Annotated in this window: 11 protein-coding genes; 7 read left to right on the forward strand and 4 right to left on the reverse strand. The window is 66.7% G+C overall.

Going from position 1 to position 12673, the window contains the following annotated elements:
- Window positions 1-591 carry a PH domain-containing protein gene (locus BKA04_RS10415; RefSeq protein ID WP_104096355.1) on the reverse strand — a complete coding sequence of 197 codons (591 nt, stop codon included), beginning with the start codon at window positions 589-591 and terminating at the stop codon, window positions 1-3.
- A gap of 53 nt (window positions 592-644) precedes the next feature.
- Here BKA04_RS10415 and BKA04_RS10420 point away from each other — a divergent pair, with 53 nt between their 5' ends.
- The gene (locus tag BKA04_RS10420) at window positions 645-2357 is read left to right on the forward strand and encodes a dipeptide ABC transporter ATP-binding protein (RefSeq protein WP_104096750.1); all 1713 of its coding nucleotides are present in this window, start codon (window positions 645-647) and stop codon (window positions 2355-2357) included.
- Window positions 2358-2446: 89 nt separating this feature from the next.
- A complete protein-coding gene (locus tag BKA04_RS10425; RefSeq protein ID WP_134542293.1) occupies window positions 2447-4240 on the forward strand; it encodes an ABC transporter substrate-binding protein in 1794 nt (597 codons plus the stop codon).
- 86 nt (window positions 4241-4326) lie between these two features.
- On the opposite strand, the gene BKA04_RS10430 is transcribed toward BKA04_RS10425, so the two are convergent.
- Window positions 4327-5895 (reverse strand): HNH endonuclease signature motif containing protein, encoded by a 1569-nt coding sequence (locus BKA04_RS10430; RefSeq protein WP_167309729.1) that lies wholly within the window; start codon window positions 5893-5895, stop codon window positions 4327-4329.
- A 299-nt stretch (window positions 5896-6194) separates the two neighbouring features.
- Here BKA04_RS10430 and typA point away from each other — a divergent pair, with 299 nt between their 5' ends.
- Window positions 6195-8105, forward strand: coding sequence for a translational GTPase TypA (gene typA, locus BKA04_RS10435; RefSeq protein ID WP_104096358.1), 1911 nt, complete (start codon window positions 6195-6197; stop codon window positions 8103-8105).
- An 87-nt stretch (window positions 8106-8192) separates the two neighbouring features.
- On the forward strand, window positions 8193-8639 hold the full coding sequence (locus BKA04_RS10440; protein ID WP_104096359.1) for a hypothetical protein: 447 nt from the start codon (window positions 8193-8195) through the stop codon (window positions 8637-8639).
- A 6-nt stretch (window positions 8640-8645) separates the two neighbouring features.
- On the opposite strand, the gene BKA04_RS10445 is transcribed toward BKA04_RS10440, so the two are convergent.
- Both BKA04_RS10445 and efeU read right to left on the reverse strand, forming a co-directional pair.
- Window positions 8646-9038, reverse strand: coding sequence for a cupredoxin domain-containing protein (locus tag BKA04_RS10445; RefSeq protein ID WP_104096360.1), 393 nt, complete (start codon window positions 9036-9038; stop codon window positions 8646-8648).
- Window positions 9038-9901, reverse strand: coding sequence for an iron uptake transporter permease EfeU (gene efeU, locus BKA04_RS10450; RefSeq protein WP_104096361.1), 864 nt, complete (start codon window positions 9899-9901; stop codon window positions 9038-9040). The genes BKA04_RS10445 and efeU overlap by 1 nt, the downstream gene beginning before the upstream one ends.
- 105 nt (window positions 9902-10006) lie before the next feature.
- On the opposite strand from efeU, the gene BKA04_RS10455 reads away from it, so the two are divergent.
- From BKA04_RS10455 to dapC, 3 genes are read left to right on the forward strand one after another with little or no spacing between them, the layout of a single operon-like run.
- Window positions 10007-11200, forward strand: a complete 1194-nt coding sequence (locus BKA04_RS10455) for a PIG-L family deacetylase (protein WP_167309730.1) — start codon at window positions 10007-10009, stop codon at window positions 11198-11200.
- Window positions 11197-11532, forward strand: a complete 336-nt coding sequence (gene fdxA, locus BKA04_RS10460) for a ferredoxin (protein ID WP_104096752.1) — start codon at window positions 11197-11199, stop codon at window positions 11530-11532. The genes BKA04_RS10455 and fdxA overlap by 4 nt, the downstream gene beginning before the upstream one ends.
- 33 nt (window positions 11533-11565) lie before the next feature.
- The gene (gene dapC / locus BKA04_RS10465) at window positions 11566-12672 is read left to right on the forward strand and encodes a succinyldiaminopimelate transaminase (RefSeq protein ID WP_104096362.1); all 1107 of its coding nucleotides are present in this window, start codon (window positions 11566-11568) and stop codon (window positions 12670-12672) included.
- Window position 12673 lies beyond the last annotated feature (1 nt).

Here is a 12673-nt window from a genome sequence, read left to right on the forward strand (position 1 = left end):
CTAACCGAGCACGAGCGCCGCGATGGACGCGAGCAGCAGGGCGATGCTGATCACGATCGTGGCCAGATGGATGCGGCGCGGGATCACCGTATCGTCCGCGGTGCCGACGACGATCCGCTCTTCCGCGAGGAGGTTCTGCCAACGCTGGCGAACCAGCTGGGCGGCAGCGCCGGAGTCCGAGTTGGGCAGGTCTCCCGGTCGAACGCTGCCGTCACTTCCGGTGGGAGCGGACAGTCCGCGCATGTCGCGCTTGCTGAGCGCCGTGGCGAGGCGCCCGGGCGCCGGCGCCACGGTGACCGGGTAGCGATGGTGCGGGGTGACGAGCGTCAGCGCGTAGCGCGTGTCGACGTCGATGAGCGCCTCCCATGGGACGTCCGTCGTGGCGAAAACGTTCACGATCGTCACGCCGTCATCCGTGATGTCGAGGGATGGGCGCCACAGTCCGGCCCACGCCAGCCAGGCTATGAGGGCGATCGCAGGCAGGTATTGTACGGTGACGTTCCAGCCGGACATCGCCACGGCGACGACGGCACCGCCGCAGAACACCCAGGTCGCGGCGGCCAGTACACGATTGAAGCGGGAATGAAACATTTGTCTATCGTCGCAGGTGCTCAGCACTGATGGTTGACAGGGAGACAGAGAACATGACAGACATCGACGCGATCGACACCGAATCCGCGACAGAGAATGACGTGACACCGGAAGCCAGCGCCAACGTCCCGGTGCTGGAGGTGAAGGACCTCAGTGTCGACTTCGGCGTCGACAACGAATGGGTGCCTGCGGCGATCAAACTCAACTACCAGGTGAAGAAGGGCGAGGTTCTCGCCATCGTCGGCGAATCCGGTTCCGGCAAGAGCGCGAGCTCGATGGCTGTGCTGAACCTGTTGCCGGTGAACAGCCGGATCCGCGGAAGCGTCAAGCTCAACGGTGTCGAGCTTCGCGGAATGCGCGACAACGCGATGCGCCGGGTGCGCGGTGAGAAGATCGCCGTCATCTTCCAGGAGCCGATGACCGCGCTCAACCCGGTCTACACCGTCGGATTCCAGATCGTCGAGACTCTCCGCCAGCACTACGGGATCAGCCCGGCCGCTGCGAAGATCCGTGCGATCGAGCTCCTGACGATGGTCGAGATGCCTGACCCGCCCAAGGCGTTCAACTCCTACCCGCACCAGTTATCCGGCGGCCAGCGGCAGCGTGCCATGATCGCCCAGTCGATCTCCTGCGATCCGGACCTCCTGATCGCCGACGAGCCCACGACGGCGCTCGATGTGACGGTCCAGGCGGAGATCCTCGACCTGCTTCGCAACCTGCACAAGCGCCTCGACTCCGCGATCGTGCTCATCACCCACGACATGGGCGTTGTGGCCGACCTCGCCGACCGCGTCGTCGTCATGCGTAACGGGCTCATCGTGGAGACCGGTACCGTCCACCAGATCTTCGCGAAGCCGGTCGAACCGTACACGATCGAACTTCTGTCGGCGGTGCCTCACCTCGGCACGAACCAGGAGCGGTTGCTTCCCAAGACGGAGGAGGCCCGGGAGCCGGTTCTGTCGCTCAAGCACGTCACGATCGACTACCCGAAGCGCGGGCGCGTTCCCGCGTTCCGTGCAGTGGACGACGTGTCGATCGAGATCCACCCCGGCGAACTCCTCGGGCTCGTCGGCGAATCCGGGTCGGGGAAGACCACCATCGGCCGCGCGGCGATGGGGCTGCTCCCCATCACCGAGGGCGAGTTGCGCGTCGTCGGCAAGGACATGGCGAACATGCCCACCAAGGAGCTTCGTCTGCTGCGCCGCAAGACCGGCATCGTGTTCCAGGACCCCGCCTCCTCCCTCAACCCTCGGATGCCGGTCGGCCAGAGCATCGGAGAGCCGATGATGCTCGCCGGTGTCGCGAAGGGTAAGGATCTCGACCGCAAGGTCGAGGACCTGCTCGAGCAGGTCGAGCTTCCGACGTTCTTCCGCAACCGATACCCGCACGAACTCTCCGGCGGTCAGAAGCAGCGCATCGGCATCGCCCGCGCCCTGTCGCTGAGCCCGGAGCTTCTCGTGGCGGACGAGCCGACATCCGCGCTCGATGTGTCGGTGCAGTCGCGCTTCCTCGAACTGCTGCTCGAGCTTCAGGAGCAACTCGATTTCGCGTGCCTGTTCATCAGCCACGACCTCGCTGTCGTCGACCAGCTCGCGCACCGGATCGCCGTGCTGCGCAATGGCAAACTCGTCGAGCAGGGTACCCGCGATGAGATTCTTCGCGGGGCGAAGGACCCGTACACGCAGCGGCTCATCGCGGCCGTGCCGTTGCCGGATCCGGATCTGCAGCGCGAAAGTCGCGAACAACGGCTCGCCGCGCGACTCTGACCGTCCGTCGGCACACCCGGGGCGCCTTGTTGGGGGCGTTCCTCGCCGTGTGCGCGCTTCTGTTGTCGGGATGTTCGAGCGAGACGCTCGTGCACGACAGTTCGGTGACGGTTGCGATGAGCCAGCCGTTCTTCTCCCTCAACGACAGAACGTCGTTCGGAAATTCACCTGCCAACAGTGCGGTTCTCCAGGCCGTCGATTCGAGTTTCAATCGTTACGATGCGGCATCCGAACTCGTCACGGACACATCGTTCGGCCAGTACACGTTGCTGTCGAATGACCCTTTGACCGTGAAATTCACGATTGCCGACGGTGTCACCTGGTCGGATGGGGTTCCGGTCGATGCCGCAGACCTCCTGCTCGCCTGGGTCGCGAACTCTGGTGCGCGCAACTCGAAGGGGGTGTCGGATTCTGCCTATCGGGATCCCGAAACCGGCCGATACTCCGCACCGTTCCCCGGTGACGTCGTGCACTTCGACGGGTCGCTGAGCGAGGGATTGCAGTATGCGACCACGACTCCGGTGATCGGCGAGGACGGTCGATCGCTCACCGTGACGTGGGATCGGTATGTGGTGGATTGGGCGCTGACACTCCAGGTGGGCTTGCCCGCCCACGTGGTCGCGTCGCGCGCTCTCGGGCTGCCGCTGGCGAAAGATTCCGACGCAGGTGCCGGGGATGCGCCGGACGCAGACCGCCTTCGCGATGCGCGGGCCGCGAAAGGCCGGCTCATCGACGCGATTGTCGATGACGACACGGCAGCCCTGTCGGCGATCGCGAACACGTGGAACAGCGACTTCGACCTCGATGCGATGCCGGATGACCCTTCGCTGCTTCTGACGAACGGCCCCTACCTGATTTCGGCGTTCACGTCGGGGGAGAGCATGACCCTGTCGGCGAATCCCCGTTATCACGGTGTTCACGCTCCGGCGATCGAGACCATCGACATCCGGTTCCTTGCTGACCCGCTCGACCAGGTCGCGGCGCTTCGGGATGGGACTGTCGACGTCATCGTCCCTCGGGCGGGCCCGGAGGTCGTGACTGCGCTGGCGGCGATTCCCGGTGCGACAGTGCTCACGGGGATCGATGGCACCTTCGAACACCTCGATCTGCGGTTCGCGAAGGGGAGGCATTCGACATTCGAGGATCCGCGGGTTCGCCAGGCGTTCTTGATGGTGGTCCCGGTGCAGGAGATCACGGATGCCGCGGTCGGTAGCGACCTGGCTGCCGATGCGGCGCGTTCCTCGCTGGTCTTCCTTCCCGGTGCCGCCGGCTATGACGCGGCTGTGGCTGCCAACGGCTCGGCGGACTATTCGACCCCGGATGTTGCGGGGGCGAAGAGGCTTCTCGAGGATGCGGGGGTCTCGAAACCCGCTGTGTGCATCCTGTTCGATCCGTCGAATCCGAAGCGTATCGAGGAGTACGACCTCATCCGGGACAGCGCCGCACGTGCCGGTTTCGTCGTGTCGAACTGTTCGAGCCCTGATTGGCTCAACCTGCTCGGTACTCCTGGGACGTATGACGCGTCGATCTTCGCGTGGTCGTCGACCAACCAGTCGGTGGCCGGGTTGCAGTCCATTTTCGGTACCGGTGGTCGTGGCAACTTCAACGGGTTCTCGGACCCGGAGGTCGACTCCCTGCTGTCGCAGCTGTCCGTCACTCCGGATGCGGCCCGGCAGCGGGTCATCCGCGTGCGTCTGGATTCGGCCCTGTACGCGTCCGCATACGGCATCCCCCTGTACCAGGACCCGGCCGTGGTCGCCCACAATGCGTCGGTGAGTGGCATCGCGATCGCTCCGCTCGCTCCCGGGATCCTCTGGAACGTGTGGGAATGGGCCCCGGTGACTGCTCAGAATCCCACTCCCGCGACGACTTCCGGCGAGTGACGGTTTTTCGTAGTCGGCGTCGTGGCCGTAACCGTGGCCGTAACCGTAGTCGTAGTCGTGGCTGTGGTCGGAACTGGTTCGCGAGTTCAGCTGGCCCGCAGGTCGGCTCGTTTCCGTTCGTGCTGGAGGTCACGGAGTGCTGCGCTTTTGGACGGCAGTGGCCGGGGCTTCTGTGCGGGGTCGATGTCCGGGGGTGGGATGAGCCAGTAGCTGTTGCCCTTGCGAATGATTTCCCAGTGATTGTTGTGCAGTAACAGGTGGTGATGTCGGCAGAGGAGTACTCCGTCGGCGAGGTCGGTGTTTCCGTGGTCTCTGGCCCAGTGTTTGATGTGGTGGGCTTCGGTCCAGCTGGCCGGGCTGTCGCAGCACTCCCAGATGCATCCGCCGTCGCGGGCTGCCAGGGCCGCTTTCTGCCGAGTGGAGTACAGGCGTTGTTCGCGGCCCAGGTTCAGGACATTGCCGCCGGTACCGAACACGACGGGAACTGTTCCGGACGTGCAGATGATGCGTTCGACCGTCTCTATGGACACCGGAGTCTCGGTGCCCTCGATGCGTCCGTGCCCGGTGCGAGTGCGTAGGGCCTCCTCCGTCACCAGAACCCGAACGGAGGGAACCCGAGAGCCGACGATGCGCGGCACGCGGCGAGGTCGCAGCGCGCCACCCGGAATGTCAACAGCGTTGGCGCCACCGCCAGCAATTTCGCCGGCGCTGCCGCTGCCGCTGCCGCTGCTGCTGCCGCTGCCGTTGGCGTCTCCGCCGCCGCGAGTGGGGTTTTCGGCGAGATCGGCGTCGACCCCGTAGTGCAGGAGCCCGACTATGGCGTCGTGGAGGTATTGTTCGGGACTGCGCGGGTCGGTAGCGATCGCCTCAGCCCAGACCCGATCGGCTTCATCGATGAAGCGGGGACCACCGCGGCGGGGTGAGATGAGTTTGTCATAGACATCATCCAGCCAGGCGGACGTTTCCAGATCACCGTCGAGAATGTACCGCGAACACCCATTCGGGCGCTTGATCCGGCGGAATGAGCGTTGTTCGTAGATGATCCGTTCGCGCTGGGCGATACCTGCCTCATCCAGTTCGTCCCGCAATTGCCGGGCCAGCTGGAAGAGAGCATCCGCGTTCACGCCCACCGAGCCCGGCCTGCCAGCTCCCCCTTCACCGGAGGCAGCTGCCAGCAGCGTGGCCACAGCATCCGCCAACGCTTCGGCGGTGATCACGTGGCCGTCCGTCTCCGCACCGCTCGAGCCCGCCACGCCTGTCGGCTCGCCAAGCCCGGAACGGATCGCCCGAGCCGCCTCCACCGTGAGACTCCCGGCGGCAACCGCGGCCCCGACTGCGGCCAACCACGGCTCGTGGACGACGAAGCCTTCCAGCAGCTCCCCGGTGTTCGGGTCGACGGCCGTTTCGATCATGGCCTCGTGGACGAGAGTTCCGACCGTCACCAAAGTGGTCGCCTCCCGACGAGTCGAACCAGTGGTGGCCTGAATGAGCTTCTCCGCCGTCTGGAAACCCTCCTTCTGCGCCAACCCCGCATAACCCAACTCTCGACGGGAACGGAACGCGACCTCGCCGGCCACGAGCGAGGCTCGTGCATCTACTATCCGACGCAACTCCGAAAGGTCCCGTTGCACGGCCAGCAGGCCGATGTCATCCATCGCTCGCACGGCGGCGACGCCATCCGGAATCGCCACAGCGGCAACCCTCGCCGCGCTGACGGCGGTAGAGAAGATAGATGCGGAAGTGGACATGAGGCAAGTCTCCCAGTATCGAACAGAGTTGTGAAGAGGTGCGACCAAATCTTGGGATAACTCGTGAAGTGCTGGCCTGTGGAGGAGAGGAAGTGTGTGGCCGCGGTCTCGACAGGCTCGACCGGAGAATAACCCCCGCGTCATGCCCCGCCGCGCAGTCAAGTAGTATTGACTGCCCCCCTCAACAGAACCAGGACAGCACTCCCATGCCCATTGCCACTCGCAATGATTTGCGCAACGTGGCGATCGTCGCGCACGTCGACCACGGTAAGACCACTCTCGTCGACGCGATGCTGCGCCAGACCAACTCCTTCGGAGAGCACGCGCACGTCGAAGAACGCGCGATGGACTCCGGCGACCTCGAGCGCGAGAAGGGCATCACGATCCTGGCCAAGAACACGGCCATCAGCTACCAGGGCGTGCACGCGACGAACGGCCCCGTGACGATCAACGTCATCGACACCCCCGGCCACGCCGACTTCGGCGGTGAGGTCGAGCGCGGACTCTCCATGGTCGACGGCGTCGTCCTCCTCGTGGACGCGAGCGAGGGCCCGCTGCCGCAGACGCGCTTCGTGCTGCGCAAGGCGCTCGAGGCGAAGCTGCCGGTCATCCTGCTCGTCAACAAGACCGACCGGCCGGATGCCCGCATCGACGACGTGGTCGTGGAGAGCCAGGATCTCCTGCTGGGTCTCGCGAGCGACCTCGCGGATGATGTGCCGGATCTCGACATCGATGCTCTGCTCGACGTCCCCATCGTCTATGCATCCGGTCGCAACGGCGCTGCGAGCCGCAACAAGCCCGCGAACGGCAGCCTGCCGGACAACGACGACCTCGAGCCGCTCTTCGAGGCGATCCTCGAGCACATCCCTGCACCGTCCTACGACTCGGATGCGCCGCTTCAGGCGCACGTGACGAACCTCGACGCGTCCCCCTTCCTCGGCCGCCTCGCGCTCCTGCGCATCTTCAACGGCACGCTCAAGAAGGGCCAGACGGTCGCCTGGGTACGCAAGGACGGTGACGTCCACAACGTGCGTGTCACGGAGCTCATGATCACCAAGGCCCTCGACCGCTACCCGGCCGAGAGTGCGGGCCCCGGCGACATCGTCGCGGTGGCGGGCTTCGCCGACATCACGATCGGCGACACGCTCGCCGACCCCGACGACATCCGCCCGCTGCCGGCGATCACCGTCGACGACCCGGCGATCTCGATGACGATCGGCACGAACACGAGCCCGCTCGTCGGCAAGATCAAAGGCCACAAACTCACCGCGCGCATGGTCAAGGACCGGCTCGACCGCGAGCTCGTCGGCAACGTCTCGCTCAAGGTCGTCGACATCGGCAACCCGGCCGCGTGGGAGGTGCAGGGGCGCGGAGAGCTCGCCCTGGCCATCCTCGTCGAGCAGATGCGCCGCGAAGGATACGAGCTCACGGTCGGCAAGCCGCAGGTGGTCACACGCCGCGTCGACGGCAAAGTGCACGAGCCGTTCGAGCACCTCACGATCGACGCGCCCGAGGAGCACCTGGGTGCGATCACCCAGCTGCTCGCCGCGCGCAAGGGCCGCATGGACGGCATGAGCAACCACGGCACCGGTTGGGTGCGCATGGAGTTCATCGTCCCCTCCCGCGGGCTCATCGGATTCCGCACGGAGTTCCTCACGATCACGCGCGGCACCGGAATCGCCAACGCGATCTCGCACGGCTACGCGGAGTGGGCCGGCCCGATCGTCACCCGCAACACCGGGTCGATCGTCGCGGACCGCGCGGGCGTCGCCACGCCGTTCGCCATGGTCGCGCTCCAGGAGCGGATGTCGTTCTTCGTCGAGCCGACGCAGGAGGTCTACGAGGGCATGGTCGTCGGCGAGAACTCGCGCTCCGAGGACATGGACGTCAACATCACCAAGGAGAAGCAGCTGACGAACATGCGCCAGTCGACCTCCGACACGTTCGAGCGGATGACGCCCTCCCGCCAGCTGACACTGGAGGAGTGCCTCGAGTTCGCGCGCGAGGACGAGTGCGTCGAGGTGACGCCCGAGTTCGTGCGCATCCGCAAGGTCGAGCTCGACCAGAACGCGCGGGCCCGGATGGCGGCGAGCGTCAAGCGCGCGAACGCCGAGTAGTCTGGGCGTTCCCCGATTGTCCCTTCAGCGGGATCGAACATAGACTGGCCGGGTAGTCGACCCCCTGTCCGCCACCCGGAGCCGATCATGACCAACCTGCCCAAGCGCCTCGCGGTCTCTGCCGCCATCGCCGCGTCCCTCATCCTCACTCCGGTGCTCGCCGGTTGCAGTGCGGTCGAGGGCATCATCGAGAATGCGACCGGAAGCCAGATCGACCTGGGCGGCCAGAGCGTTCCCGCCGACTTCCCCAGCAACGTTCCGCTCGCCAGCGGCGACGTGATCTACGGCCTGAGTGCCGGCAAGGACGGCGAGAAGGTCTGGAACGTGACCATCAAGGTCACCGCCGGCGCGTTCGACGCGATCGCCATCCAGCTCACCGATGCCGGCTTCACACTCGCCGAGGGCTCGAAGGAGGCCAACAAGGGCGCCGGTGGTCTCTTCACCTCCGACACCCACGGCGTGCTCGTCGTGGTGAGCGATGACGGCAGCAACGGCACGGTCGCGAACTACACGGTCACGACCGTCACGAAGTAGCGGGCGCTACTTCGTCACCGTGAACGCGGTGCGGCCGACGCCATCCCCGGACATCCCGGGCTTGCAGACCGTGAAGTACTGGCCGGCAGGCACGGTGACGGCCAGGTCTCGGCTCGTGCCCGGCCCGATGTGCTCGACCTCGCCGACGACGCGCTTCCCGTCCTCACCGAGCAGGTAGAACTCGGTCTCCTCGTCACCGGTGTTCGTGACGGCGAACACGACGCTGCCGCTCGGGGCGGATGCGGTGGAGACGAGGCACTCGGTGGCGCTGCTCTTGACGTCGACGGTGGTTGCGCCGGCATCCGCACCCGTGTTCGGCACGCAGCCGCTCAGGGCGAGGCTCGCAAGCGCAGCCGCGGTGGCGAGCGTAAAGGTTCGGACGATGGGGCGTTGCGACATCAGGCTCCCTGGGAGGTGAGGGCGGGCGCCTCGGCGGTCGCCGAGACGGTGGGCTTCGGATGCTGGCGGCGAATGACCCGGATGAACAGGGCGATCACAGGGATCGTGTAGGCGAGCCAGACGATGGCCTGAAGCCACGTCGTCGCCGGCGAGAAATTGATCGTGCCCTTGAGGAGCGTTCCGTACCAGCTGCCGGGCGGGATCGCTCCGCTCACATCGAAGGCGAGGGAGTGCAGGCCGGGAAGCACGCCGGCCTCCTGCAGGTCGTGCACGCCGTAGGCGAGAACGCCGGCGGCCACGATGATGAGGAAGAAGCCGGTCCATGCGAAGAACTTGCCGAGGTTGATGCGCACGACTCCGCGGTAGATGAGCCAGCCCAGCGCGACCGCGATGATGATCCCGATGCTCGCGCCGAGAAGCGGGAGGGTGGTCTCACCGGTGGCCTGCACGGCGGCCCAGAGGAAGAGGGCGGTTTCGATGCCCTCCCGGCCGACGGCGAGGAAGGCGACGAGGACGAGGCCCCAGCCTGCTCCGCCGAGGTTGCTGTCGACGTCATGGCGCAGTGTGCTGCCCAACGTGCGCGCCGTGCGCAGCATCCAGAAGATCATCCAGGTCACGAGCGCAGTCGCGACGATCGACAGGCTGCCCCCGATGAGCTCCTGTGCCTCGAAGCTGAGTCCGTATGCGCCGAACGTGAGGAGCGCGCCCAGCCCGAGCGACACGGCGACGGCACCGCCGACGCCGAGCCACAATCGCGGCAGCACATCGCGTCGCTGCAGTTTGACGAGGTAGGCGACGAGGATGCCGACCACGAGGGCGGCTTCGAGACCTTCACGGAGGCCGATGAGCAGGTTGGCTATCACAATTCACTTCGCGGTCGTGCCGCCGTGAGGCGGAGCAGATGGGGCAGGATTGGTAAGGCTAACCTTACCTCGCAACACTATCGCGGCACGCGTAGCCTGTCCACTGTGAGTACGCCCCACCCTCGCGAGCACGCTGCCCATGAGCACGCGCCTCAGGAGCACATCCTCTTCGTGCACGCCCACCCCGACGACGAAACGATCGCCACGGGTGGCACGATCGCATTGCTCCTGGATGCCGGCGCGGCCGTCACGCTCCTCACCTGCACCCGCGGCGAACTCGGCGAGGTGGTGCCGCCCGAGCTCCAGCATTTGGCCGGGGACGCGCTTGGCAGGTATCGCGAATCGGAGCTGGCCGCGGCCATGCACGCGCTCGGACTCGCCGACTTACGGATGCTCGGGGCCGACGGTGCCCGCGCGGGGGCGACGGAACCGCACCGGTTCAGGGACTCCGGGATGCAGTGGGGCCCGGCGGGAGCAGAGCCGCCCTCGGCGCCCGATCCCGCTCACGACGGCGAGACGCTCACGAGTGCCAGGCTCGAGGCCGTCGTCCAGGATGTCATGGCCGTCATCGCGGCCGTGCGGCCGACCGCGGTCGTGAGCTACGACGAACGAGGCGGGTACGGACATCCGGACCACATTCGAGCCCACGAAGCGGCGGCGACGGCATCCCTCCTGATGAGCGTCCCGTTCTACACGATCGTTCCGGATGGCGGCAGAGCCCCCGACAACCTCGTCGTCGACGTGACAGCTGCGCTGCCCCGCAAGAAGTCCGCACTGGAGGCATACCGAACTCAGCTCACCGTGGACGGCGACACGATCGTCCATTCCGGCGGTCAGTCGGAGCCGATTCGCACCGTCGAGGTGTTCCGCCGGTTCGGGCAACCGGAGGCACAGGAACTCGAATGGGACGACCTCGGCATCCTCATGAAGACCGTGGCCTGCGTCCTGGGGCTGCTGGCCGGCGCGGTCGTCGGCGCCGTCGGCACGGCGAATCACCACATCGCCGCATCGACCGTCTCGCTGCTGCTCGTCGCGGCGCTCCTCGTCGGCCTTCGACTCTGGCTCGGCACACGGATCGTGGCGTTCTGCGCGGGGGTCGGCATCGTCGCCATGGTCGGCATCCTGTCTCTCGAGGGCTCCGGCGGATCCGTGCTCGTCCAGGCGACGCCCCTCGGAGCGGTCTGGGCGTACGTGCCCATTGCCATCGCGGTCGTCGGGGTGGCGTGGCCGAGGACCCTGCGTCGGGCTCGGGCTACGATGGAGACAAGCCTCGAGCCGGGAAAGGCGGGCGCATCGTGACCTACGTGATCGCACTGCCGTGCGTTGATGTCAAAGATCGCGCCTGCGTCGACGAGTGCCCCGTCGATTGCATCTACGAGGGCGACCGGATGCTGTACATCCACCCCGACGAGTGCGTCGACTGCGGCGCGTGCGAGCCGGTCTGCCCGGTCGAGGCGATCTACTACGAGGACGACGTCCCCGAACAGTGGGCCGACTACTACAAGGCGAACGTCGAGTTCTTCGACGACATCGGCTCGCCGGGCGGCGCGGCCAAGGTCGGCGTCATCCACAAGGACCACCCGATCGTCGCGGCGCTGCCACCGGACATCAATGCCGGCATCCTCGGATGACGGCTGCTTTCGGCCGGGATCGCTGACGCACTCATGCCGCTGAACCTGCCCGACTTCCCGTGGGACGCCCTCGTCCCCTACGCCGAGCGCGCGCGGGCGCATCCACGGGGCATGATCGACCTCTCCGTCGGCTCTCCGGTGGATGCGACCTCCGCCGTCATCCGGGAAGCCCTGGCCGCCGCTGGCGACGCTCACGGCTATCCGCACACCGCCGGGACCCCCGAACTGCGGGACGCCATCGTCGAGTGGTTCGCCCGCCGCCGCGGCGTCGAGCTCGGGATCGCCAACGTTCTGCCGACGATCGGATCGAAGGAGTTCGTGGCCGGGCTGCCGCTGTTCCTGGGACTCGGCCCCGGTGACACTGTCGTGCACCCCTCGGTCGCCTACCCGACCTACGCGCTCGGCGCGGCAGTCGTGGGAGCGGCGGCGCTTGCGGAGGACGACCCTGCGCTCTGGCCGGAGACGACCCGACTCGTGTGGCTCAACAGTCCGGGCAATCCGGATGGGCGCGTGCTGTCCGTGGACGAGCTGCGTGCAGCCGTCGCGCGTGCCCGCGAGCTCGACGCCGTCATCGCGAGCGACGAGTGCTACACCGAATTGAACTGGGTGGGGGACCGGCCGACATCGAGCATCCTCGACCCGGAGGTGATCGACGGTTCGCGCCACAACATCCTCGCGGTGTGCTCGCTCAGCAAGCAGTCGAACCTGGCGGGCTACCGGGCCGGGTTCGTCGCCGGGTGCTCGCAGGTGCTCGGGCAGGTGCTCGGTGTGCGCAAACATCTCGGCCTCATGACGCCGACCCCCGTGCAGGCCGCGATGGTCACGGCACTCGGCGACGAGGCGCACGTGGATGCCCAGCGCGAGGTGTACCGCGCGCGCCGGGGCGTTCTTCGTGCCGCACTCGAGGCATCCGGATTCCGCATCGACCACAGTGAGGCGGGCCTGTACCTGTGGGCGACATCCGGTTCGTCCGCGTGGGAGACGGTGGCACGATTCGCGGAGGCCGGGATCCTCGTCGTCCCGGGGACGTTCTACGGCGACGACACCCACGTGCGGGTCGCCCTCACCGCGAGCGACGAGGACGTTGCAGACGCCGCCCGGCGTTTGGAGGAACTCTCCAGTCGATTCGCCGAAGTATGAG

The organism is Terrimesophilobacter mesophilus (genome assembly GCF_014200375.1).
GTDB lineage: Bacteria > Actinomycetota > Actinomycetes > Actinomycetales > Microbacteriaceae > Terrimesophilobacter > Terrimesophilobacter mesophilus.

Excerpts from the sequence above, each read along its gene's own strand:
- BKA04_RS10415 (WP_104096355.1), bottom strand. The coding sequence starts at position 591 with ATGTTTCATTCCCGCTTCAATCGTGTACTGGCCGCCGCGACCTGGGTG.
- BKA04_RS10420 (WP_104096750.1), top strand. The coding sequence starts at position 645 with ATGACAGACATCGACGCGATCGACACCGAATCCGCGACAGAGAATGAC.
- BKA04_RS10430 (WP_167309729.1), bottom strand. The coding sequence starts at position 5,895 with ATGGATGACATCGGCCTGCTGGCCGTGCAACGGGACCTTTCGGAGTTG.
- typA (WP_104096358.1), top strand. The coding sequence starts at position 6,195 with ATGCCCATTGCCACTCGCAATGATTTGCGCAACGTGGCGATCGTCGCG.
- BKA04_RS10440 (WP_104096359.1), top strand. The coding sequence starts at position 8,193 with ATGACCAACCTGCCCAAGCGCCTCGCGGTCTCTGCCGCCATCGCCGCG.
- BKA04_RS10445 (WP_104096360.1), bottom strand. The coding sequence starts at position 9,038 with ATGTCGCAACGCCCCATCGTCCGAACCTTTACGCTCGCCACCGCGGCT.
- dapC (WP_104096362.1), top strand. The coding sequence starts at position 11,566 with ATGCCGCTGAACCTGCCCGACTTCCCGTGGGACGCCCTCGTCCCCTAC.